17 protein-coding genes and 1 pseudogene are annotated in these 23,071 nt (G+C 65.2%); 10 read left to right on the top strand and 8 right to left on the bottom strand.

Features of this window, described 5'->3' with window-relative positions; translation table 11 throughout:
- Positions 1 to 78 precede the first annotated feature (78 nt).
- The gene (locus OPIT5_05355; GenBank protein ID AHF89740.1) at positions 79 to 447 is read right to left on the bottom strand and encodes an RNA-binding protein; all 369 of its coding nucleotides are present in this window, start codon (positions 445 to 447) and stop codon (positions 79 to 81) included.
- A 470-nt stretch (positions 448 to 917) separates the two neighbouring features.
- Between OPIT5_05355 and aspS the strand changes: the two genes are divergently transcribed.
- Together aspS and OPIT5_05345 are read left to right on the top strand one after the other, a co-directional pair.
- A complete protein-coding gene (gene aspS / locus OPIT5_05350; protein ID AHF89739.1) occupies positions 918 to 2,708 on the top strand; it encodes an aspartyl-tRNA synthase in 1,791 nt (596 codons plus the stop codon).
- 223 nt (positions 2,709 to 2,931) lie between these two features.
- Positions 2,932 to 3,960 carry an ABC transporter gene (locus OPIT5_05345; GenBank protein ID AHF89738.1) on the top strand — a complete coding sequence of 343 codons (1,029 nt, stop codon included), beginning with the start codon at positions 2,932 to 2,934 and terminating at the stop codon, positions 3,958 to 3,960.
- Between the two features lie 288 nt (positions 3,961 to 4,248).
- On the opposite strand, the gene OPIT5_05340 is transcribed toward OPIT5_05345, so the two are convergent.
- Positions 4,249 to 5,103, bottom strand: coding sequence for a hypothetical protein (locus tag OPIT5_05340; GenBank protein AHF89737.1), 855 nt, complete (start codon positions 5,101 to 5,103; stop codon positions 4,249 to 4,251).
- A gap of 204 nt (positions 5,104 to 5,307) precedes the next feature.
- Between OPIT5_05340 and OPIT5_05335 the strand changes: the two genes are divergently transcribed.
- From OPIT5_05335 to OPIT5_05310, 6 genes are all read left to right on the top strand, one after another.
- Entirely contained in the window at positions 5,308 to 5,445 is a 138-nt protein-coding gene (locus tag OPIT5_05335) for a hypothetical protein (protein ID AHF89736.1), read from the top strand.
- A gap of 82 nt (positions 5,446 to 5,527) precedes the next feature.
- Positions 5,528 to 6,247, top strand: a complete 720-nt coding sequence (locus tag OPIT5_05330) for an N-terminal cleavage protein (protein ID AHF89735.1) — start codon at positions 5,528 to 5,530, stop codon at positions 6,245 to 6,247.
- A 144-nt stretch (positions 6,248 to 6,391) separates the two neighbouring features.
- Entirely contained in the window at positions 6,392 to 9,058 is a 2,667-nt protein-coding gene (locus OPIT5_05325) for a pyruvate phosphate dikinase (GenBank protein ID AHF89734.1), read from the top strand.
- A gap of 272 nt (positions 9,059 to 9,330) precedes the next feature.
- A complete protein-coding gene (locus OPIT5_05320) occupies positions 9,331 to 9,729 on the top strand; it encodes a GntR family transcriptional regulator (protein AHF89733.1) in 399 nt (132 codons plus the stop codon).
- 68 nt (positions 9,730 to 9,797) lie between these two features.
- Entirely contained in the window at positions 9,798 to 10,778 is a 981-nt protein-coding gene (locus OPIT5_05315; protein AHF89732.1) for an ABC transporter, read from the top strand.
- Complete coding sequence (locus OPIT5_05310; GenBank protein AHF89731.1) at positions 10,775 to 12,697, top strand: hypothetical protein; 1,923 nt, start codon at positions 10,775 to 10,777, stop codon at positions 12,695 to 12,697. The genes OPIT5_05315 and OPIT5_05310 overlap by 4 nt, the downstream gene beginning before the upstream one ends.
- Positions 12,698 to 13,132: 435 nt before the next feature.
- On the opposite strand, the gene OPIT5_05305 is transcribed toward OPIT5_05310, so the two are convergent.
- The 4 genes from OPIT5_05305 to OPIT5_05290 all read right to left on the bottom strand — a co-directional run bounded on the left by OPIT5_05305 (position 13,133) and on the right by OPIT5_05290 (position 18,111).
- Positions 13,133 to 13,366, bottom strand: a complete 234-nt coding sequence (locus OPIT5_05305; protein ID AHF89730.1) for an SWIB (YM74) complex protein — start codon at positions 13,364 to 13,366, stop codon at positions 13,133 to 13,135.
- Positions 13,367 to 13,553: 187 nt separating this feature from the next.
- Positions 13,554 to 15,560: a sugar ABC transporter gene (locus tag OPIT5_05300; protein AHF89729.1), complete on the bottom strand. Its 2,007-nt coding sequence runs from the start codon at positions 15,558 to 15,560 to the stop codon at positions 13,554 to 13,556.
- Positions 15,557 to 17,518, bottom strand: coding sequence for a sugar ABC transporter (locus OPIT5_05295; GenBank protein ID AHF89728.1), 1,962 nt, complete (start codon positions 17,516 to 17,518; stop codon positions 15,557 to 15,559). Before OPIT5_05295 ends, OPIT5_05300 begins: the two co-directional genes overlap by 4 nt.
- A 122-nt stretch (positions 17,519 to 17,640) precedes the next feature.
- The gene (locus OPIT5_05290) at positions 17,641 to 18,111 is read right to left on the bottom strand and encodes a membrane protein (protein AHF89727.1); all 471 of its coding nucleotides are present in this window, start codon (positions 18,109 to 18,111) and stop codon (positions 17,641 to 17,643) included.
- Between the two features lie 76 nt (positions 18,112 to 18,187).
- On the opposite strand from OPIT5_05290, the pseudogene OPIT5_05285 reads away from it, so the two are divergent.
- Positions 18,188 to 19,319, top strand: a pseudogene (locus OPIT5_05285) (hydrogenase).
- Positions 19,320 to 19,495: 176 nt separating this feature from the next.
- Here OPIT5_05285 and OPIT5_05280 read toward each other — a convergent pair.
- Together OPIT5_05280 and OPIT5_05275 are read right to left on the bottom strand one after the other, a co-directional pair.
- Entirely contained in the window at positions 19,496 to 21,169 is a 1,674-nt protein-coding gene (locus tag OPIT5_05280) for a fumarate hydratase (protein ID AHF89726.1), read from the bottom strand.
- A gap of 185 nt (positions 21,170 to 21,354) precedes the next feature.
- Positions 21,355 to 22,077 (bottom strand): hypothetical protein, encoded by a 723-nt coding sequence (locus OPIT5_05275; protein AHF89725.1) that lies wholly within the window; start codon positions 22,075 to 22,077, stop codon positions 21,355 to 21,357.
- A 271-nt stretch (positions 22,078 to 22,348) separates the two neighbouring features.
- Here OPIT5_05275 and OPIT5_05270 point away from each other — a divergent pair, with 271 nt between their 5' ends.
- Positions 22,349 to 23,050: a lysine transporter LysE gene (locus tag OPIT5_05270; protein AHF89724.1), complete on the top strand. Its 702-nt coding sequence runs from the start codon at positions 22,349 to 22,351 to the stop codon at positions 23,048 to 23,050.
- The last annotated feature ends 21 nt before the right edge of the window (positions 23,051 to 23,071 follow it).

Here is a 23,071-nt window from a genome sequence, read left to right as displayed (position 1 = left end):
GGGGGGGGCCGGCACCAAAAAAAAACGGGCACCCCGGAAAGGGATGCCCGTGGAAAAAAGCGGATTGCAGGAACCGGCTCAGTAACGACGGTCGCGACCGCCGCCGAAGCCACCGCGATCACGGTCACGGCCACCGCCGAAACCGCCGCGGCCACCGCCACCGCCGCCACCACCGAAGGAACGGCCGGCGCCTTCTTCCTTGGGACGGGCTTCATTGACGGTGAGAGCGCGACCGCCGAGGTCGACGCCATTCAGCTTCTCGGCCGCGATTTTCGCCTCTTCAGGCGTGCTCATGGTGACGAACGCGAAACCGCGGGGGCGGCCGGTCATCTTGTCCATGGCGACATAAACGTCGGTCACGTTGCCGAACTGGCCGAAAGCCGAACGGAGTTCGTCTTCGGAGGTCTTGAAGGACATGTTGCCGACGTAGAGTTTGGAATTGCTCATGTGATGTGGGTCGTAGAATTGCGTCTGCTGCCAGTCCGTTCCCGGTCATCGGGTTTCGAAATCATCACTTGAAGCCTGACTCCATCTGACGAATCACCAGTTCCTGTCATCTAACGTGCTCTAACGATAAGGTTCCGGAGGAGAGCGGTTTTACGGCAACATGCAAGGCAAATAATAAAAAAAGGCATGATTGGTAGCATCTAAAAATGGATATAACTTATTATCCTGAAGTCGAATGCGGTTTTACTCATCTTCCGGATTAGCGGAGCGTCGGCAGCAGGCGGAAAGAGGCGGGCAGAGGGTGTCCTTTTCCGGAAAAGCGGCGTGCGGTCGCCGCATCCGCGATTATCTCGTTGCCGCGGGGCGGACGGAGCGGCTTTGCTGGCGGTTTTTCCGGACTTTTCCCGGACTGTTTCCGATCCGTTCCGACAAACCGTTTACCGACCGATTACTGTTACCATACCGTTATGATGAAGCGCACCCATCACTGTGCCCAGCTCACCTTGGCCGATCTCGACGCGACCGTCTCGCTCATCGGCTGGGTTGATTCCATCCGCGACCACGGCGGCATCCTTTTCATCGACCTGCGCGACCGCAAAGGCATCACGCAGGTGAAATTCGACCCGCAGACCAACCCGGAACTCGGTGCCCTGGCCGCCACGCTGAAGCCGGAGTCCGTCATCGAGACCGAAGGCAAGGTCGTTCCCCGGCCCGAGGGCACGGTCAACAAGAACCTCCCGACCGGCGCCATCGAGATCGATGCCACCGCCCTCATCATCCACAACATCTCGGAAACACCGCCGTTTCCGCTCGACGACGCCGCGGCCGACAAGGTCAACGAAGACCTGCGCCTCACCTATCGCTACCTCGACCTGCGCCGCCCGCGCATGCGCAGGAACCTGCAGGTACGTCACCGCGCCACCAAGTCCATCCGCGACTACTTCGACGCGCAGGAATTCATCGAGGTCGAGACGCCCGCCCTCTTCAAGTCCACGCCCGAGGGCGCGCGCGAATACCTCGTGCCCTCGCGCATCCACCCGGGCCAGTTCTACGCGCTCTCGCAGTCGCCGCAGCAGTTCAAGCAGATCCTCATGGTCGCCGGCGTGGAGCGGTATTTCCAGATCGCCCGCTGTTTCCGCGACGAGGACCTGCGCGCCGACCGCCAGATGGAGTTCACCCAGGTGGACGTCGAGGCGTCGTTCATCACGCGCGAGGACGTTTACCGGCTGTTCGAAGGCATGCTGAAAAAGGTGTGGAAGGACGTCCTCGATGTGGACATCCCGACGCCGTTCCTGCGCATGCCCTATGTCGAGGCGATGAACCGTTTCGGCGTGGACAAGCCCGACCTGCGCTTCGGCATCGAGCTGTCAGACTTTTCGGATACATTCAGGACCTCCGCCTTCAAGGTTTTCAAGACCACGGTGGAGAACGGCGGCGTCATCAAGGCGATCAACGCCAAAGGCCTCGCCGACCTCACGCAGGGCGAACTCAAGAACCTCGAGGACATCGCCAGGTCGCTCGGCGCGAAGGGCCTCGCCTTCATCAAGGTCGAGGGCGGCGAATGGAAATCGCCGATCGTCAAATTTTTCTCCGACGCCGAGAAAGCCGCGCTCACCGAAAAACTCGGCGTCGCCGAGGGTGACATGATCTTCTTCGCCGCCGCTCCGTGGGAACAGGCTTGCGCCATCCTCGGCCGCATCCGTCTCGAGGCCGCGCAGCTCCTCGTGAAGCGCGGCAAGCTCGCGATCGATGCCAGCGACTGGAAGTTTCTCTGGGTCGTCGATTTCCCGCTGATGAGCTACGACGAGGAACGCGGCGGCTACGTGGCCACGCATCACCCGTTCACCGCTCCGGTCCCCGAGGATGCCGCGCTGCTCGACTCCGACCCGAAGGCCGTCCGCGGCCAGCACTACGACCTCGTGCTCAACGGCATGGAGCTCGGCGGCGGCTCGATCCGCATCCACCAGCCGGCGTTGCAGAAAAAGGTTTTCGAGGACGTTCTGAAAATCCCGAAGGACGTCGTCGAAAGCCGTTTCGGCTACATGCTGAAGGCGTTCACCTACGGCGCCCCGCCGCACGGCGGCATCGCGTTCGGCCTCGACCGCCTGGTGGCGCTGCTCTGCGGCACCACGAGCATCCGCGACGTGATCGCCTTCCCGAAAACGCAAAAAGGCCAGGACCTGATGGCGCAGAGCCCGACGCCCGTCACCGCGAAACAGCTCAAGGAATTGCACATCCAGACGGTGATCCCGGCGGAGTGACGGACCATTGCGGATTATCTGCTCCGAAATCAAACCACCCAAACCCTGATCACCAATGACCGGAACAGAAAGAGGACCGCTAAAGGGCGCTAACGGGCGCTAAAACAAAAAAGTCCGGTTTTAGCGCCCGTTAGCGTCCTTTAGCGGTTCCCTCATGGTTTGGGATTAGTGTCCATTAGTGGTTAAAAATGAATTTCCCAAGGCTCCCCGTAGTTGCTTTTCCATGATCGAAGTCCGTCAGCTCACCCGCGTTTTCCGCACCTACAAAAAGCAGCCCGGTTTTATGGGAGGCGTGAAGGGGCTTTTCCACCGTGAGTTCGAGGAGACCGCCGCCGCGCGCGACATCACGTTCGACATCGCCGAGGGCGAGCTTGTCGGGTTTCTCGGCCCCAACGGCGCGGGCAAGACCACCACGCTGAAAATGCTTTCGGGCCTCATCCACCCGACGAGCGGCACCGCGCGCGTGGCCGGCTTCGACCCCGTGCGCCGCGAAAACGCCTACCGCCGCATCTTCGCGCTCGTGCTCGGCCAGAAAAACCAGCTCTGGTGGGACCTGCCCGCGATCGAGTCCTTTCTCCTCCTCCGTCATATTTACGGCCTGCCCGCGAAGCAGTATCAGGAAACGCTCGACGAACTCGTGGACCTCCTCGATGTGCGCGCCAAGCTCAACGTCATGGTGCGCGAGCTCTCGCTCGGCGAACGCATGAAGATGGAGCTCATCGCCGCGCTGCTCCATCGCCCGCGCGTCCTGTTTCTCGACGAGCCGACCATCGGGCTCGACGTCGTTTCACAAAAAGCCGTCCGTTCTTTCCTGCGCGACTACAACCGCCGCCACCGGGTGACGATCCTGCTCACCAGCCACTACATGGCCGACATAAAAGAGCTGTGCGAGCGCGTGATCGTCATCCACAAGGGCCTGAAAATTCACGATGGCAGTCTGGCCCGTCTGGAAATGGCGGGCGGCCGGAAAAAGATCATCCGGTTTCGCCCCGCAGCGGAAGCGTTGCCGGTCGGGATCGCGGCCGGAACTGCGGCGGGAGCGGTCGGGCCGTTTGCGGATGTCGCCGCCTTCGCGCCGGAGGGTGTCGAGCCGCCGGTCGTGGCCGGCGACGGCGAAATCACCCTGCATGTGCCGACCGATCAGGTGGTGGCCGTGTCGCAACGCATCCTCGCCGCCGGTCCCGTGGCCGACATCACGATCGAGGATGTGCCGCTGGAGGACGTGATCGCCGCCCTGTTCAAGGCGCAGTGAAGGCGGCCGGACGATTTCCGATTCCTGATCACCAACTGAAGTGACGCGGGCCGACGTGGCACGGGCATCCTTGCCCGTGGACGGCGCTCCGCGCCGCAAACGTCCCTCCCACCCCCCGGCAATCATGGGCACGGATGCCCATGCCACACCAAACCCACGGGCTGGAAGCCCGTGCCACGCCGTCCTCCGCGTAACATCCGTTACCAATCGGGAACTGCGCATCATCCCGCATCTGGCGCGGCAGCGCCTCCAATCGAAAATCGGGAATCGAAAATCAGAAATCCCGCCCTACAGAAACCGGCTCACATCCGGGATTACCCGGATCCGCTGGCCGCCGGCGCGGCGCTCGAAATACGGGTCGATTTCGGGCAGGTCCATGCCATCGTCGTCCTCCTTGTCGGCGGCCTCCTTTTTCTTCGCGGCGCGCTTCGCCTTTTTTCCGGATTTGCCCGATGGAGCGAGGCGGTCGCCCTCGTCGTCCTCCTCGTCTTCCGTGCCGAATTCCACGCCTTCGAGCGAGATCCCGGCCCATTCGTCGGCATCGAACGCATGCGACATCCGGCGCGCTTCGGATTCCAGAACGAGCGCCGGATTGCGCACCCGGCTGCCTTTCACCAGCTCGAACAGGCACGGATAATACCGGTCGCGATAGCGTGCCTGGAAGTCCGACATCCACTTGTTGGCCACGCCTTCGCGCCGGTGCAGCAGCGTCACATCCGAAAAATGGATGCAGGCGTCGTACCACGCGAGCAGCTCCGTGTGATGCTCCGCGAGCTGGCAGTTGACCACCGTGATCACCCGCGCCACCTCCAGACCGGCTGCCCGGCTCCACGGTACGAGCGCCTCGAGCTGGTCCACCGGGTTGCCCCGGCCGTCGGTCAGGAAAAACACATGCGTCGCTCCCGCCGGCACCTGCGCATCGATCGTCCCTGCCTCCAGTTGCCAGTGGGCCGTGGTCACGTCGGCGAGCGCTTCGCCGGCCGCCGCCTCGCCCTCCGGCAACAACAGGACCGCGTTGTCCTCCTCGCCCAGCCCGTCGGCCACCAGATCGGCGATCACCTCGCGACGCCCCGAACCGGCCGCGCCGAGAATGATGTAGAGAAGAGGTTTTCCTGATGATTCCGGACCAGACACAGATTCCATACCGCAGACCTCAAACGAATTTCCGAAATCCTGAATCCCAAAATGCGGCTCGCTCGCCTGTTCTTCCCCGGAGGCCGCCCGGTTCCCGGAAATCCCGCCGCCGCGGACGGGAGCCGGCGGGAGGCCGGAAGTGGATCGGGTTGTCGGCCTGCACTCGACAAATCCGCTGCCGCGTCGTGAACTGCCGTGCCTCCCGTTCGTGTCATGAAGAAACCGTCACAGGCTCGCTCACTCTGGATCGCTGTCGGCCTCGCCTTCGGGCTGCTGATTGCGGCTTGGTGCGTATTTTTCGTCATCGCCTCGCGCAATCGCGTGCAGGAAGTGCCCGTGCACGCCCGCTAAGCGCGACGCGAAGGGGGCGTTTGCAGCCCCGCTATCGCAGACTCGCCCTGCCGCGGGATTCTGTTTTAGTTCCGTCCCTGTCATGATCTGCCGCATTTTTCCCCGTTTTCGTCCGTTGCCCCCGGCCGGCGTCCGTTCCCGACGCGGCGTGACGCTGATCGAGCTTCTGGCCGTCATTACCCTCATCGGCGTACTTGCCGGTCTCGTGATCGCCGGGATCGGGCATATCCGCAACCAGGCCCGCATCGCCACCTGCCGCTCCAATCTTCGCCAGGCCGGCGTGGCCATGCTCAACTACGCCACCGACAGCCGCGACCTGCTTCCCGGCCCGCTCTGGCGCGGCCAGGGTCCGGTTTACAATTCGGACGCCTCCGGGAGCTTCGATACCGGCAGCGGCAACCTGGCCAATTTCCTCGTTCCCTACTTCGGCCTCCAGCCGCCACCGCCCTCCACCGAAATGCGCGCCCAGGCGCTCTCCTGCCCGGCGTGGCTGAACTCCGATCACGCCCCGCAAACCAGCATCTGCTACTATTCCACCGGCGAGACCGGCGCGGACGACGGCTCCGGCTATTTCCCTTTCGGCCGTTACAGCAGCAACCCGGACAATCTCGTCCGTCCGATGCAGATCTCCGCGTTGCCCGAGCCTGCCACCACGGTCGCCTTGCGCGAATTTGACCGGAAACAGCTGCCCGAAGATTCGAGTTCCTTTTATGCCACCGACCCGCGTGTGCCGCCCCGGCCCGTCCATGGCAACGTGCGCAACGCGCTTTATTTCGACGGCCATGTCGGCCCGATGCGATGACCGGCCAAGGCCGATTTTGAAATTTGAAATCTGAAGTTGGAAGTTTGTAATTTGAAATTGGTGACAAAATGCGGGAAGGAACCGACAGCCACCAACTTCAAACTTCCAACTTCAAATTTCAAACCGCCACCTGCCAACTTCCCCTTGCATACACCCAAACAGAACACCCCGCCAGATACTTCCGGCCTGCCCGCTTTCGATGCCGCCATCGACCGGGTGCTCGCCGGCGACAACATCGTGTGGCACGTCGATAGCGTCTCCCAGTACCAGGCCTTCGTCACACCCTTTGCCGAAGCCGCCGTGCGCGACCGGCGCCGGCTTTTTTACTTCCGCTTCGCCCGCCATCCGCGCCTCCTGCCCGAAGATTTCCCGTGCGAGGCGATCACGCTCCGGCCGGAGGACGGTTTTGAGGTATTCATACATCGGATACGGAGGGTCATCGGCGAGGCCGGGCTCGCGGCCTACTACATCTTCGACTGCCTCTCCGATCTCGCCACCGACTGGTATTCCGACGCCATGCTGGGCAACTTCTTCATGCTCACCTGTCCTTACCTGTTCGAGCTGGAGACCGTCGCGTATTTCGGCCTCCTGCGCCGCCGCCACTCGCGCGACGCCACCGAGCCGGTCATCGCCACCACGCAGCTCTTTCTCGACGTCTTCGGCTGCGGCGACCGCCTCTACGTGCGCCCGCTCAAGACGCAGTTTCGCGACTCGCCCACCATCCATTTTCTCCACCTCCGGGGGGCGGACAATTCGTTCGAGGTCGTCCGTTCCAGCGCCGAAATCGCCCGCGCGCTCCTGCATGCCGGTCCCAACTGGGCGGCATCCGAAGTGTATGGCGGCGAAGTCTGGCACCGCGCCGAGGAGCTCGTGGCCGGCACCCGTCCGGCCGCCGACCCCGAAGCCACCGGCATCGCCGGCGACGATCACCCCGAGGTGTGGCTCCAGCTCGTGCGCATGATGATCACGCGCGACGAGGCCATCATGCCGCTCGTCAGCCGTTACCTCAGCCTCCGCGATCTGCTCGCCGTCCGCCGCCGCCTTGTCGGCACCGGGCTCATCGGCGGCAAGACCACGGGCATGCTCGTCGCCCGCAACATCATCGCCCGCGATCATCCGGCGCTCGCGCGCAAGCTGGAAGAACACGATTCGTTCTACGTCGGCTCCGACGTGTTTTACACCTTCCTCGTCCGCAACGGGCTCTGGCCCGACCGCGAACGCCAGTGCGACCCGGCCACGTTTCTCGATGGCGTGGACGAGGCGTGCGAAAAAATCCGCGCCGGCACCTTTCCCGACTACGTGCTCCGGCAGTTCGAGGCGCTGCTCGACTATTTCGGGCAATACCCGCTCATCGTGCGCTCCTCCTCGCTGCTCGAGGACAACTACGGCCGCTCCTTCGCGGGCAAGTACGAGAGCGTGTTTTGCGCCAACCAGGGCACGCGCGAGGAGCGCCTGCGCGCCTTTCTCGACGCCGTGCGCACGGTTTACGCCAGCACGATGAGCCGCGAGGCCCTCAGCTACCGCGCCCGCCACGACCTGCTCCAGCGGGACGAACAGATGGCACTGCTCGTCATGCGTGTGACCGGTTCGATCCAGGGCGAGTATTTTTATCCGCACCTGGCCGGCGTCGGTTTTTCGTGGAATCCGTTCGCGTGGCATCCCGCGATCGACCCGAAGGCCGGCGTGGTGCGGCTCGTGTTCGGGCTCGGCACACGCGCCGTCGACCGCGTGGACGACGACTACACGCGCGTCGTCGCCCTCAACGCCCCGCTGCGCCGGCCCGAGGCCGATTTCGACGAAATCTTTCGCCACTCGCAACGCCGGGTCGATGTCATCGACCTCGCCGCCGACCGGCTCGCCTCGCACGATTTCGAGACCGTGCTCGCCCGCGCCGCCGACGTGCCCGCGGAGTTGCTCACCACCCGCGACGACGACGTCTCCGACCGTACCGGCCGCGAAGTCCGCGTGCTCACGCTCGAACCGCTGCTGGCCGACGCTTCGCCGGGCGGCTTCGTCGCCGACATGCGCGCCCTGCTCGGCACGCTCGAAGCCGCCTACGGACGCCCCGTGGATGTGGAGTTCGCCGTCAATTTCGAAGCTGGCGCCGACGCCCCGGTTCCCGTCGGCGCTCCGCCTTCCTCATACTGGATTCATTTGCTGCAATGCCGGCCGCTCCAGGTCCAGGGCACGCACGATCCCGATGTGCCCGAGGTGCGCCTGCCGCCGGAAGACATCCTGTTGCAGGCGCGCGGCGCGGTTGTCGGCCACAGCCGCGTGCGGCGCATCGACTGGATCATCCGGGTGCGTCCGGAAATCTACGCCACGCTTGGCGAGCAGGACCGGCATGCGGTGGCGCGCGCCGTCGGCCGGGCCAATCGCGCGCTCGCGGACCAGGGCGGCGCGGTCATGGCGATGGGTCCGGGCCGCTGGGGCACGCAGATGGCCTCGCTCGGGGTGCCGGTGCGGTTTTCCGAGATCAACCACATATCCGTCATCTGCGAACTCGCGATGATGCACGCCGACCTCACGCCGGACATCGCGCTCGGCACGCATTTTTTCGGCGAGATGGTCGAAATGAACATGCTGTGCTTCGCGCTTTTCCCCGGGCGCGAGGGCAACCGCCTCGACTCCGCCGCGCTCGATGCCGCCCCCGACCATTTCGAAAAACTGGCCGGCGACCCGGCGGCGGCGAAACACGCCGTGCGCATCGTGCGCGCCGCCGATCTCGCCCCGGCCCCGGACGAGGGCCTGTGGCTCATCGCCAACGCCCCCGCGCAGGAGGTGACCGTGAGCCGGCGGAAACCGGAGTGAACGGAGCGGCGGCATTCCTGCCGCTGCGACGAGGCGCGTCAGCGCCTCGCCTCCGGAGGTGGCACGGGCATCCCTGCCCGTGAGCGTTGCCTCTCCGCGTGGCACGGGCTTCCAGCCCGTGTTCCGGAGAGGCACGGAGGCGACGCTGCGCGTCGTCCAGCGGTCTGGAGACCGCCGCTCCGGGGGCGGCACTTCGCGCCGTCCACGGGCAAGATGCCCGTGTCACTTTTTCCGGCTTGCCGTCCTATCCGTACCAGTTCAGATAGTACGGTATGTTGCCGTTCCCCATCACCCTCAGGCCGGGCGAGCCCGTGGCGGAGCAGGTGCTCCATGCCGTCCGCAAGGCCGTGGTGAGCGGACAACTGGCGGCTGGCGAAAAATTCCCTTCCGTGCGCCAGCTCAGCCAGGCGCTCCGTATCAACCCCAACACCGCCCACAAGATCGTCGCCGCACTGGTCGCCGAAGGCGTGCTCGTCACCACTCCCGCCGTCGGCAGCACCGTGGCCGCCCGCCCGGAAGACGCGTCCGGCATTCGCGCGCGCAAGGCCCGCGCTGCCGGGCTCGACCCGGACATCGAACGCCTCGTCGTCGAATCCCTCAAACGCGGCGTCTCGCTCGAAGATTTGCAGGACGCCGTCGCCCGCCACTGGGAAAGCCTCTCCCCGCCCTGAACCCGTCCGCCGTTCCCGTTCCGTCCTGTCAGCCGCCTTCACCTCAACGGCATCACCTCCCGACCACGATGAAACACGCCATCGAAACCTTTGCCCTCACCCGGCGCTTCGGCCGCCGGAAAGCCCTCGATGCCCTCACGTTGCGCGTGCCCGCCGGGTCCGTGTTCGCCTTGCTCGGCCCCAACGGCGCGGGCAAGACGACCACAATAAAACTCCTGCTCAACCTCCTCGCGCCGCACGACGGGAGTTCCTTCGTGCTCGGTTGCGATTCCCGAAAACTCGGCCCCGCCGAATTCGCCCGCATCGGCTACGTCGCCGAAGGGCAGGACCTGCCCGACCGGATGACTTTGGGCGAGTTTGCCGATTATTGCCGTCCGTTTTATCCGGCATGGGATCGCGAGCTCGAAGCTGTGTTGCTGCGCACTTTCGAACTGCCGCCGGACCGGCAACTGCGTCACCTCTCGCGCGGCATGCGGATGAAGGCGGCGCTGCTCGTCGCGCTTGCCCGGCGCCCCCGGCTGCTGCTGCTCGACGAACCGTTCGGCGGACTCGATCCGGTGGCGCGCGACGATTTCATCCGCGGTCTGATCGAGGCATCGCTCCTCGGCGAGTGGACCGTCCTGCTTTCCTCGCACGATATCGAGGAGGTGGAGCGGCTCGCCGATCACATTGCGATCATCGACCGGGGGCGCCTGCAACTCGCCGAATCGCTCGAAGCCTTGCAGGCGCGGGTCCGCCGGGTGGAGTTGCGCTTCGGTTCGCCCGCGGCGGCGGCGGAAGCGGCGCGGCGGCTGACGGGGACCGGCAATCCGGCGTGGCTCGACGTGGAGCAGGCCGGTTCACGTGCCGGGTTTGTGGATACGGCATGGCGCGGGAGCGACAGCGAACGCGCTTGCCGCGAACGGTTGCTGTCGCCGCTGGCGTCCGCAACGGATGCGCCGGGCGCAGCGGACAACATCACGATCACGGCGAGGCCGATGCCATTGCGCGAGATCTACCTGACCCTGGCGCGGACGCCTGCGCCAAACCTGAAAAATCCTGTATCATGAAAACGCTTTCCCCCGCCTCTCCCGATTCTCCGGCCGCGCCGGCACTCGCGCCGCGCCGCTTCGCACTCGTCTGGCACATCGTCAAAAAAGACCTGCGCCGGCAACGCTGGCTGTTGCTGGTCTGGGGCGGCGTCTGGTTGCTGCGGCTGGCGTTGCCCTTGTGGCTGATGGCACGGCTCGAACCGTCCGAACCCGGTTACGGCGCAACGGAAGCAACCGTCCTGCAGGTCGCGCTGCTCGCCGACCTGCTGCTCCTGTTTGTCATCATCGCCCGTGCCGTCCAGTCCGACGGTCCGCTGCGAAAGGAAGCGTTCTGGCGCACGCAGCCGGTCTCTCCGGGCCAGATGCTGACGGCCAAGCTGCTGTTTGCCGGCATCGCCTGCTGGCTCGCGCCGTTGGTCGTGATGGCGGCGGCATTGCTGTGCTATGGCGCGGGCGCGGAGGAGTTTTTTGTGTCGCTGCGCAGCGTGGCGCTCAACCAGGCGGCCTGTGTGCTGGCGGCGTCCACGTTTGCCGTTGTTTTTCGCGGAGTGGCGGCGAGCCTGATCATCGCGGCGCTGGTGTCGTGCCTGTTCATCATCTTGCTCCCCGGCGCGAATCCCGTCGGGCTTGACGGGGTGCTGATGGGCAAATCGTTGTTTGCCAGCCGGATGCTTGCCGGCGCAGGTGTTTTGCTGACGAGCGCAGCGATCGCATGGAGGGGCGCCTGGATACGACGTTCGGAATGGAGAGCCTGGCTCGCAGGCACACTCGGGTTTATCCTCGCCCTGAGCGCCGCGCGTTTCTGGCCGGTGGATTTCGTTCGCCGGCTGCCGGGTGAACAACGCGCGGTGTTCGCTTCCGGAACCGGAAACGAAACGCCCCAATTTGTAGTATCGCGTTCCGGTGTGGTGGGGAAACCCGTGGTATCCCGCCACGAGTTCCGGTTTATCCGGTTTTCCAACACGACACTACGAAAACAGGAAAACGGTGATAGCCAAAGAGATCGCGCCTGGCGCGAGGATGTGTTGCACGATCTGCCTCGTATCCAGCCTGCGGTTACACTCCGGGTGGCGCCGCCGCACGAAGACCTTGTCTGGGAGCCGGTGAGGCTCGAAGTCGATGCACCCGGACGCCAGACATGGGAAACAACTGCTGCCCGGAACTCGAGATCGGATAATCTTGCGATCGCATACGGCTTGCTGCGCAAGCGAGGTGTCACGCCATTCGCGCAATTCACGCAATTCGCGGCAGGATACGAGTCGCCGGTCTGCGAGTGGCTGTTTCCGCTGTCCGGGGTTTTTTCCCGGACAGAAAATCCGTGGCCGCCCCCGCCATTCGCCTGGGAGGGCAAGCTGGAGTATCGGGTGGGACGCCCGGAGATCGTCTGCGAATTGCCGTTACGCGCCGGAGCGAAGGCCCGGGGACCCGGTATCGAGGTGAAGGTGCTGCGTACGGAGATCAGCTTTGGCAACATCCACCTTACCTTGCGCGAACGCCGCCCGGTATGCGCCGGCATCCGGCTTCCCGGGATCGACCGTTTATTTGAGCCCGAAAGCTGGTTCGATGGCGTGCGTTATGTGCTGGTTAACGACAGGCTCGGTGAGGCGACAACGGTGCATCCGGTCACCTCGGGCGAGAGTCTGGCCGAATTTATGCAAACGGTGCCGTTCGTGATCTCCTCGCGGCGGATGGACTTCACTGTGGTCCGGAAGCCCGAGGTGCCAGGAACGGACGACCGGGAAGCACGACGGGAACGCTGGCGGGGACGATGGAGATGGGTGCGCGAGGGGCACATTGACCATGAACAACAGCGGGCTGCCGAGGAAGCTGCTGCGCGGGCGTGGCTGGCGGATGCGCGACTGCTCGTCATCCGGGTCGCTCCGGCCGGGCGGGCCACCGCGGAAATACGGGAGGAAATGTTTCGCTACGAACCGTAATTCCGGAGCGGCGGCATGGCAAGCTGTCGGCCTTCGGCCTCGGTACCTGCCGCTGCTGAAGTGGCGCGGGCGTCCCGCCCGCTCCGGAGGTGGCACGGGCTTCCAGCCCGTGTTCCGGAGAGGCACGGAGGCGACGCTACGCGTCGTCCACGGCCAGGATGGCCGTGCCACGCCGGAATCGTTCTCGTTCTCCTGATCGATCGTTCTCCTGCTCCGGCACTCGCACGGCACTCGCATGGCACACGCACGCACGGCGCGCCGCAGCACGAGTACGAGTAAGAGAAGGAGTACGAGAAAGATCCCGATCCGGAGAAAGAGCAGGAGAACGAGAATGAGAACGAGTGGAAGCGCCCCCCCCCACGGCCAACAAAAAAAAACCGCCGGAGCTTTCGCTTCGGCGGTTCTTGCAAAAACCGAAAACTGCCATGCAGCAGTTCAGGCCTTCAGGTGACCGGAGACGAGCTTCGTCATCTCGAACATCGTGACGGTCTTCTTGCCATTGAAAACGGCTTTCAGAGCGGCGTCAGCGTTGATCTTGGTCTTCTCCTTCGGATCCTGGAGCTTGTTCTTCTTGATGTACTCCCAGAGCTTCTTGGTGAGCTCGGTACGAGGAAGAGGTTTCGCGCCAACGACCGCCGCGAGGGCATCGTCAGGTTGAACCGGTTTCATGAAGGCTGCATTGGGTTTACGTGTAGGAGCTTTTTTAGCCATAGCGGCGTTAGTCCTGGATTTCGCGTCCGCGAACGCAACAACGATTTTTGGTATAAAATCAGGCTTTTCAGAGGGGGAATTTCAAACTTGCGGAGTTGCCCCCGAGCTTTCAAAAGCAGCCGGCCCGCCGGTAGTTGACATCCAACTACGCATCTCCGGCCGTTCCCCCCGCCTTGGCGAACTGTCCGTGCAGCGAGGCATAGGCTCCGCCGGCGGCCACGAGCTGGTCGTGCGTGCCGCTTTCGATGATGCGCCCCTGGTCGAGAACGAGGACAAGATCGGCGTACCGGATCGTGCTCAGGCGGTGCGCCACGACAATGCTGGTGCGGCCGCACAGGAGGAGTTGCAGGGCGCGCTGGAGGCGGGCTTCGGTGAGCGCGTCGATGGCGCTCGTGGCCTCGTCGAGGATGACGAGCCGCGGGCCGGCGAGCATGGCGCGGGTGAAGCACACGAGCTGCCGCTGCCCGAGCGAAATGCCGCCGCCGCCGGCGCCGACCTCCGTGCGCAGGCCGCCGGGAAGCGCGTCGAGCAGGTCGAGGCAGTCGATGGAGGCGGCGGCGGCGCGCACGTCGTCTTCCGTCGCCTCGGGCCGGGCCATGAGGATGTTGTCGAGCACGGTGCCGCTGAAGAGGAAATTTTGCTGCGTGACCATGCCCGTCTGCCGGTGCAGCGAATGGCCGGTGATCGTGTGGATATCGCGGTGGTCGATGAGCAGTTCGCCGGAGGTGGGCAGGTAAAATTTGGAGACGAGATTGATGATCGAGCTCTTGCCGCTGCCGGTATGGCCGACGAGCGCGATCGTCTGCCCGGGCTCCGCCGTGAAGGTGATGTCGCGCAGGACGGGCACCTCCGGGTTGTAGCCGAAGGTCACGTTGCGGAATTCGATGCGCAGCCCGGCGGCGGCTGAGGCCGCCGCCAGTCCGGAGTCTGGAGTTTCGGGTCTGGAGTTGTCGGCCGATGTGGCGGATGCGGGCGGCGTGGCATTGCCTGGACCCTGAACTCCGAACCCTGAACCCTGAGCGGAAGCTGCTGCGAAGCCGCAGCGCGGATCGGGGAGGTCTTGCGCGTCGGGCGCGTCGGTCCATTCGGGCTTCAGGTCGATGAGCCGGAACACGCGCTCGGCCGAGGCCATGGCGATGAGCGCCTGGTTGTACTGGTTGGCGATGACCTGGATGGGCGAGAAGAAGAGGTTGGCGACAAAGAAAAACGTGATCAGGTCCTCGAGACCGATGGCCCCGGAAAAGGCGCGCCAGCCGCCGAGCATGAGCAGCACGGAAATGAAGAGCTGGCTGTTGAGCTCGAGGATCGGCGTGAGGACGGCGGAGGTGCGGGCAAGGTTGATGTTGTGCTGCGAATGGTCGGAGAGGAGCTGGCGGAAGAGGCCGGCGTTGGTCTCCTGGCGGACAAACCCCTGGGTCACACGGATGCCGTTGACGGATTCGGCGAGCGTGGCCGTCACCCGGCTGAAGCTTTCCTGCGAGGCGCGCGAATAGCGGCTGAGCCTGACACGGAAGCGGCGGTTGAGCCCCCACAGGATCGGGGCGAGGCCGGCGACGACGAGAAACATCTTCCAGTCCGTCCAGAGCATGACGAGCGCGGCGAAGCTCATCTGCCCGACCTGCACGATGCTCACGAAAAACACGTCCTGGATGCCGGTGCGCAGCGCGTCCACGTCGGATGTCATGCGGCTGAGGATACGGCCGAGTTTCGTGCGGTGGAAAAAACTCATCGGCTGGCGCTGCACGGCGTCGAAGACTTCGCTGCGCAGGCGGTTGACCACCGTCTCGCCGATCTCGAGCGCGAACCGCTGGCGGAAGTGGAACATGCCCTCGGTGACCAGGGCGAGGCCGCCGTAGGCGAAGAGCATGGCGATGACGGTGCTCCATTCGTGCCGGGCGATGGGTCCGGCGATGATCACGCTCATCAGCCACGTGAGCGCGGGGAGCTGCATCGCGCGGCACAGCGTCAGGAAAATGAGCCAGTTGCGCTTCGCGGCGACGTGCCGGGTGTAGCCGAACATCCGCCGGATGAGCGACCACTGGAGGGGCTTGAACTGGGCGTCGTCGGTCTCGAAGCGCGAATCCTTGTGGACGGTGAGCAGGCGGTCGGGGCGGTCGGGTGCGCCAGGGGCGGAAGGTTTTGCGGTGCTCATGCCTTGTCCTCCTTCCGTATCGTCGGCGCGACGGGCGGCGGCAGGTTGGCGGTTGATTGCAGCGAGGCCTCGGGAAACACCGGCGCGGCGTCGAGCTTCGCGCCGTCCACGAGTTGCAGCGCGGCCACGCGGCGGTAGGCGCCGGCCTGGCGGAGGAGTTGTTCGTGCGAGCCGCGTTGCACGATGCGGCCGCGCTCCAGCACGATGATCTCGTCGGCCCGGCGCAGGGTGCTCACGCGGTGGGCGACGATGAAGGTGGTGCGGCCGGCGATGGCGTTTTGCAGGGCCTCGAAAATCTCGTGCTCGGTCTGCGCGTCGATGGCGGCGGTGGGGTCGTCGAGGAGCAGGATGGCGGGCTCCAGGAGGATGGCGCGGGCGAGGGCGAGGCGCTGGCGCTGGCCGCCGGAGAGGCTGTTGCCGCCTTCGCCGAGGATGGTGTCGTAACCCTGCGGCAGCTCCAGGATGAAGTCGTGCGCGGCGGCGATGCGCGCGGCGCGCTCCACCTGCTCGCGGGTGGCGTCGGGATGACCGAAGGCGATGTTGGCGGCGACGGTGTTGGAGAAGAGAAAACTTTCCTGGAAGACGATGCCGATGCCGCGCCGCAGGTCGTCGAGGTGGAGGCGGCGCACGTCGATGCCGTCGATGAGGACGCGGCCGGCGGTCACGTCGAAAAAGCGCGGGATGAGGCTCATCAGAGAACTCTTGCCGGCGCCGGTCGCGCCGAGGATGGCGATGCAGTGCCCGGGCGCCGCGTGCAGGCTGATGTTGTCGAGGACGGCGTCGCGGCCCACGTAGCTGAAGGAGACGTTCTCGAACCGCACGTCGCCCTCCAGACGCGGACGGCGGATCGGGTCGGGGATATTCTGCACCTCGACCGGCGAGTCGATGATCTCGAACACACGGCGCGCGCCGATGAGCGACTGTTGCACGCTGTTGACGAGCGTGGCCACCTGGTTGACCTGGCCGGAAAACTGTTCGAGCAACCCGGCAAACACGACGAGCCCCGTGCCGAGCGGCAGCCGGCCCTGGATCACGAGCCAGCCGCCGTAACCGAGCAGCGCGAGGATGTTGATGCGGGTCAGGAGGCCCACTGCCGGCGAGAACAGGCTGACGCGAAAAAAGATGCTGCGTTGCTGGTCGTACACTTCGCGGTTGGCGCTCTCGAAGGCGGCGCGGTCCTCCTCCTCGCGTCCGAACGCCTTGATGACCTGGATGCCCTGGATCGATTCCGTGAACCGCTGCACGAGCCGCTCCACCAGCGTGCGGTTGCGGGCGTAGCGCGGCTGGATGATGCGCGAAAAGGTTGTCGACATGATCGCCAGCACCGGCGTCGTGCCCAGGCAGAGCAGCGTCAGCGGCACGCTCAGGTGCGTCATGTAGATGATATAGACCGTGAGCGACACGATCATGATGACGCTCTGGATCATGACCTGGTCGACAAACATGCGCACGGCCTGCACGTCGCCGGTGACCCGGGTGATGACCGACCCGGTCGTGTTGGCGTCGAAGAAGCGGAACGAGAGGCGTTGCAGTTTTTCGTAGATTTCCGCGCGCAGGTCGACGACGAGGCGTTGTTGCACGAGGCGGTTGATCGCCACCGTGTAGGCGTAGTTGAGCGACGAGCGCACGGCGGCGAACCCGAGGATGGTGCCGGCGATGGCGAGCAGCACGAGGATGGGCCGCGCCTCCTCGGGCAGCGCAGGGATGTATTTCATCTCCGGCATCGGCACGGCGTGCGCGCCGTCCGGCCCGACGGGCGAGACGACGTGGCGGATGTAGTCGATGCCCATGCCAGTGAGCGAAAGTCCGCTCAGACCGAGTGTCAGCAACACGAGCTGGAGCGACAGCACCTGGAGGCACTGCTTCCGGTAACGCCAGGCCAGATTGAACAACCGCCGGACGAGTACGCCATTGGTCAGGCGCGTCGCGGGTGAGGGCGGCGTCGGGGAAGGATGCATGAAGGGGACCACACTAGAACGAGAGCACCGCCGATTTCACGCCTGATTGCGGATTTTTTGCGGTGGAAGCATCGTCGGGCCGGGAGATCCTGCGTGCTTTCGGCTGCGGATTCCCGGCCCGTTCATGGCAAAAGCCGCTCCGCCCACGCCGGCGGCTGGCCGGTCCGCGCATCCGGGAGCGGGAGGCGAGGGGAGCCCCACAGTTTTTTCCGGAAACGGGCCACCACGCGGTAGCCGGCGTCGCGCCATCCGCCCGGCAGCCAGCCGAGCGCGGTGCCGGCGGCGCGCCAGCCCGGACCGAGCAACCGTGACAACGCCACCACGCCATCGGTCCGCAGCGCGTGACCGGCTTCCGGGTGTTGCCGGTCGTAAATGAGAACCAGTGAATCGAAGTCTTGCGGGGTGGCCGGAGCGGGCAGCCCCGCGCGCCGGCAAAGCTCCCGGGCCGTCGGCCCCTGCAACGGCGCGGCGTGCAGGCGCCTGCTCCGCTTCAGGAGAAACCGCATCAGCGCCACACACAGCCCGCACTCGCCGTCGAAGAGCAGGACTGGCGCGGTGGCGGGAGCGTTTGTGGGTCTGGAACCGGAAGCCATTGCCTGCCAGCCTGGCACGAGTTTCCCGGGAACGCCAGGTTGCACAACCGCCTGTTTCCCGCCCACTCTCCTGCCCATGCGCATCGGGCCGCTCACGCTGTCGTCCAATCTGTTTCTTTCACCGCTCGCCGGCTACACCAACCTGCCGATGCGGCTCACCGTGCGCGAACTCGGCGGGCTCGGCCTCGCCACCACCGACCTCGTCAACGCCCGTTCGCTCCTCGAGCGCAGCAAGGGCGCGATGCGCCTCGTCGCCACCGCGCCCGGCGACCAGCCGCTCGCCATCCAGCTCTTCGGCGCGGTGCCGGAAGAAATGCGCGACGCCGCCGTCGTCTGCAAGGAACTGGGCGCGCAATCGGTGGACATCAACATGGGATGTCCCGTCAAAAAAGTCGTCAGCATCGGCGGCGGCTCCGCCATGATGACCGAACTCAAAAAAACCGCCGCGCTGGTGCGCGGCATGATCGAGGCGGTCGGGGGGGGGAGGGGGGGGAATCCCGGTCACCGCAAAAATGCGCCTCGGCTGGGATGACAACAACCTCACCGCGCCCGACCTCGCCCGCGTGCTCGCCGACGTCGGCATTGCCGCGATTTTTGTCCACGGCCGTACCCGCGCGCAGGGCTTTTCCGGCACGGTCAATCTCGCCGGCATCCGCGCCGTCGTCGAAGCGGTGCCGGGGCTGCCGGTCATCGGCAACGGCGACATCACGACTCCCGAAGCCGCGCGCCACATGATCGCCGAAACCGGGTGCGCCGGTGTGAGCGTCGGGCGCGGGGCGTTTTACGATCCGTGGATTTTCCGGCGCACCGATCACCTCCTGCGCACCGGCGAACTCCTTCCGGAGCCCGGCTTCGGAGAGCGCGTGCGCGTGATGCGCCGGCATTTTGAACGTTATTGCGAATTTTACGGCGAGGAACACGGCGTCCGCCTTTTCCGTCGCGTGGCGCCCTGGTACGCGCGCCGGTTCGGGCCGGCGAAGTTTTTTAAACAAAAAGTCCTGACGCTCACCTCCCGCGCCGGTTTCGAGGCGCTGATCGCGGAGTACACCGCCTGGCGCGCGCAGTTTTGCGACGAGCGTGGCGAGTTGCTGCCGCGTTTCCGGCTCGAACCGCTGACGGCATCCTTCATGCGCGCCCCCGGCGAGGCGGGGGCGGCGGCGGATCGCGAGGCGATTCCCGTGCCGAAGGGGCCGGTGGAGCGGTGGTGAACGACCGGCGGTTTCACCCCAAGGAACGGCACCCTGTAATTGCGAACGTCATACCGGTGTCCCGGATATTTTTGACTTTACACAAAGATCGCAAAGAACGCGAAGAGCAGGATCAGCAATCCTTTGCGTTCTTTGCGGCCTGGGTGTAAAAATCTGAAGGTTTCGGGATGTCGCTATTATTTCGCCGCGGGCTTCGCACCGTTCGCGGCCGTGTTGGCGGCGCAGGCGCAGGCGGCGTTTTGCACAAAAAAGTCGTTGCCCTTGTCGTCCACGAGCACGAAGGCCGGGAAATCGACGACATCGATCTTCCACACGGCTTCCATGCCGAGTTCGGGATACTCGAGGAGCTCGACTTTCTTGATGTTCTCTTTCGCCAGAATCGCCGCCGGACCGCCGATGGAGCCGAGATAAAAACCGCCGTGTTTCTTGCAGGCGTCGGTCACGGCCTTGCTCCGGTTGCCCTTGGCCAGCATCACCATCGAGCCGCCGTCGGACTGGAAGAGATCCACATAGCTGTCCATGCGGCCGGCCGTCGTGGGGCCGAAGCTGCCGGAGGCGTAGCCCTTGGGCGTCTTCGCGGGGCCGGCATAATAAACGGGGTGGTTTTTGATGTAGTCGGGCAGGCCCTGGCCGGCATCGACGCGCTCCTTGAGCTTGGCGTGGGCGATGTCGCGCGCGACGACGAGCGGGCCGTTGAGGAGCACGCGGGTCGTCACGGGGAGTTTCGACAGCGTGGCGAGGATGTCCTTCATCGGCTGGTTGAGGTCCACGCGGACGACGTTGTCGTCTTTGATCTGGCGGTGTTCGGCGGGGATGAAACGGCCGGGGTTGGTCTCGAGTTTTTCGAGCCAGATGCCGTCCTTGTTGATCCTGGCCTTGATGTTGCGGTCGGCCGAGCAGGAGACGCCCATGCCGACGGGGCAGCTCGCGCCGTGGCGGGGCAGGCGGACGACGCGCACGTCGAGCGCGAAGTACTTGCCGCCGAACTGCGCGCCGATGCCGCTCTGCTGGGCGATGCGCAGGACCATTTTTTCGGTTTCGAGGCAGCGGAAGGCGCGGCCGTGCTCGTTGCCGGATGTGGGGAGCGCGTCGTAGTACTTGGTGGAGGCGAGTTTGACGGTTTTCAGGCAGGTTTCGGCGCTGGTGCCGCCAATCACGAAGGTGAGGTGGTAAGGCGGGCAGGCGGCGGTGCCGAGGTAGGAGAGTTTTTCGGTGAAGAACTTTTCGAGGCTCTTCGGGTTGAGGAGGGCCTTGGTTTCCTGGAAGAGGAAGTTTTTGTTGGCGGAGCCGCCGCCCTTGGCGACGAAGAGGAATTTGTACTCGGCGCCCGGCGTGGCGTAGAGGTCGATCTGCGCGGGGAGGTTGGTGCCGGTGTTGGTCTCCTTGTACATGTCAAGCGGGGCGGTCTGCGAGTAGCGGAGGTTTTCCTTCGTGTAGGTTTCGTAGACGCCCTTCGAGAGCCATTCGGCGTCGTCGGCGCCGGTCCAGACCTGCTGGCCTTTCTTGCCGACGATGGTGGCGGTGCCGGTGTCCTGGCAGAAGGGCAGGATGCCTTCGGCGGAGATTTCGGCGTTCTTGAGGAGGGTGAGCGCGACGTAGCGGTCGTTGGCCGAGGCCTCGGGGTCGTCGAGGATGGCGGCGACCTGCTTCAGGTGTTTTTCGCGGAGGAGGAAGGAGGCGTCGCGGAAGGCCTCGCGGGCGAGGTAGGCGAGGGCCTCGGGCTCGACCTTGAGGATTTCCTGTCCCTCGAATGAACCGGTGGAAAGGCCCTCGCGGGAAATGAGACGGTACTCGGTGTCGTCGGCGCCGAGCGGGAAGGTGTCCTGATAGGTGAAGGCGGGCGTGGCCATGGTCGTGCGGATCGGTCGTTGATGGATGTGTTGGTCGACCGGGCAGCGGTTTGGTCGTGCCGCCCGGCGAAAGGTCAATGGTCGATCACTCTGGCAGCAAACGACGGGGCGAGGCAGGCATTTTTTCGCGCCGGCGGGGAATGGCCGCGGAAATAAGCGGCGGTTGAGCCCGGCATTAGGGCGGATCAGCGGCGGCGCTTGCGGGCGGCGCGCAGCTCGGCGAGACAGGGGGCCACGGCCGGGAGCCGGGCGGCGTGGGCGAGCCATTCGCGGCGCAGCCAGAAACCGGGGATGCTCATGGCGTCGATGCGATCCTGGCCGTCATCGCCGGTGGCGTATTCGCCAAAAAGATCACCGGCGCGGCGATAGAAATGGTGGTCGGCCTTGTCGGGATCGATCACCCAGTACTCCTGGACGCCGTGCGCCTCGTAGGCGGAAAACTTGGCCTCGCGGTCGCGGCGGGCGGTGGCCGGAGAGAGCACCTCGACCACGAGCGTGGGCGCAAAATCCGCATGGGTGACGCCCAGCCGGGCTACCTGCTCCGGGGTAAAATACGACAAATCAGGCAAAAAGGTATCCCGCGGACTGAGCCGCACCGCGACGGTTTCGCGGTGCAGTTCACCGAGTTCGAATTCCTCGATGTACTGGTGCAGGAGGCTGTCCAGAAAATTGACAATGCGGGCGTGGTTGAGCGCGACGGGGGAGCGCTTGAAAATGTGGCCGCCGATCAGGTCGGCGTGGATGCCGGGCTGGAGCCAGTCGAGGAAGCGGGCCGAGTCGAGGAGCGGGTTGCCCTTCGGCGCCGGCGTGCGGCCGGACGCCGGAAACCGGAGCGGCGCGGCGGAACGTTGACGACGGCGGGTGGAAGCGGGTACGGCAAAAACGGTGGCGACGGGCGGCTTGGCCATGATTATCCACTGTGCGCCTCGCCTCCGGAATGGCAACCGTTGCGTCTTCCGGTCACGCCCTTCCCGCCCCGCCGGATGCTGGCGAAGCCAGCCTTGGAGTGCGGCAGTCCTCTGCCGCTTTCCGCTCCAAAAAAGCGGCAGAGGACTGCCGCACTCCAGGGTGGCTTCGCCGCAGAAAGGCGGAATGCAGGGGGGGGGCATCCTCGCCCCGCCTCCGGTCCGAATCCGGTTTGGACAGCCGTTGGCAAAAATGCTTCGCTCGCCGGCTTCCATGTTCCCTCAACTGGTTACACTTCTGGGCATCCTCACGGTCGGGTTGCTGAGTCCGGGGCCTGACTTTTTTCTCATCGTCAGGAACAGCATGAGCGGTTCGCGCGCACGGGCTTTCGCCACGGGCTGGGGCATCGCGGCCGGGCTCGGGTTGCAGGTGACCGCGCTGTCGCTCGGGCTGGCGGTGGCGCCTGCCCTCGTATTGCGGACAATCCAGCTCGCCGGCGCCCTGTTTCTGGCGTGGATCGGGCTGAAAGCCTTGCTGGCCCGGCCGGCGGCGGATGCGGTGACGGTGGAGGAGGGCGGCAGGCAAAACGCAAACGCGCCGGCATCCGCCGCCGCCCTGCCGGTCGCGGCGGCAGCAGCCGTCCGCCAGCACCTCCCTGCCGACCGCGACCGCAAACAGGCGGCGGCGGGATTCATGGAAGGGTTTTTGTGCAACGTCACCAATGTGAAGGTGTTCGTTTTTTTCGTGAGCCTGTTCTCGCAGTTCGTGACGGCGGAGTCGGCCTGGCAGTGGCGCGTGCTCATGCCGGTCACGGTCGTCGTCCACGGCGCCGTCATGTGGTTGCTGATCACGTGGGCGTTGCTGTTTCCGCCGGTGGCGAGGCAACTGGCCCGGGCGCAACGCTGGCTGCCGCGCGCCTTCGGCGTGGTCCTGCTCGGCTTCGCGGCGTGGGTGGTGCGGGAGGCGCTGCGCTGAGAGCGGCCACCCGGTTTCGAG

Source organism: Opitutaceae bacterium TAV5 (assembly GCA_000242935.3).
Lineage (GTDB): Bacteria > Verrucomicrobiota > Verrucomicrobiia > Opitutales > Opitutaceae > Geminisphaera.
This window is presented reverse-complemented; position numbering and strand designations above follow the sequence as displayed.

Coding starts and splice junctions, on each gene's coding strand:
- OPIT5_05355 (AHF89740.1), bottom strand. CDS start 447: ATGAGCAATTCCAAACTCTACGTCGGCAACATGTCCTTCAAGACCTCC.
- aspS (AHF89739.1), top strand. CDS start 918: ATGAAGCGCACCCATCACTGTGCCCAGCTCACCTTGGCCGATCTCGAC.
- OPIT5_05345 (AHF89738.1), top strand. CDS start 2,932: ATGATCGAAGTCCGTCAGCTCACCCGCGTTTTCCGCACCTACAAAAAG.
- OPIT5_05340 (AHF89737.1), bottom strand. CDS start 5,103: ATGGAATCTGTGTCTGGTCCGGAATCATCAGGAAAACCTCTTCTCTAC.
- OPIT5_05335 (AHF89736.1), top strand. CDS start 5,308: ATGAAGAAACCGTCACAGGCTCGCTCACTCTGGATCGCTGTCGGCCTC.
- OPIT5_05330 (AHF89735.1), top strand. CDS start 5,528: ATGATCTGCCGCATTTTTCCCCGTTTTCGTCCGTTGCCCCCGGCCGGC.
- OPIT5_05320 (AHF89733.1), top strand. CDS start 9,331: ATGTTGCCGTTCCCCATCACCCTCAGGCCGGGCGAGCCCGTGGCGGAG.
- OPIT5_05315 (AHF89732.1), top strand. CDS start 9,798: ATGAAACACGCCATCGAAACCTTTGCCCTCACCCGGCGCTTCGGCCGC.
- OPIT5_05310 (AHF89731.1), top strand. CDS start 10,775: ATGAAAACGCTTTCCCCCGCCTCTCCCGATTCTCCGGCCGCGCCGGCA.
- OPIT5_05305 (AHF89730.1), bottom strand. CDS start 13,366: ATGAAACCGGTTCAACCTGACGATGCCCTCGCGGCGGTCGTTGGCGCG.
- OPIT5_05300 (AHF89729.1), bottom strand. CDS start 15,560: ATGAGCACCGCAAAACCTTCCGCCCCTGGCGCACCCGACCGCCCCGAC.
- OPIT5_05295 (AHF89728.1), bottom strand. CDS start 17,518: ATGCATCCTTCCCCGACGCCGCCCTCACCCGCGACGCGCCTGACCAAT.
- OPIT5_05290 (AHF89727.1), bottom strand. CDS start 18,111: ATGGCTTCCGGTTCCAGACCCACAAACGCTCCCGCCACCGCGCCAGTC.
- OPIT5_05280 (AHF89726.1), bottom strand. CDS start 21,169: ATGGCCACGCCCGCCTTCACCTATCAGGACACCTTCCCGCTCGGCGCC.
- OPIT5_05275 (AHF89725.1), bottom strand. CDS start 22,077: ATGGCCAAGCCGCCCGTCGCCACCGTTTTTGCCGTACCCGCTTCCACC.
- OPIT5_05270 (AHF89724.1), top strand. CDS start 22,349: ATGTTCCCTCAACTGGTTACACTTCTGGGCATCCTCACGGTCGGGTTG.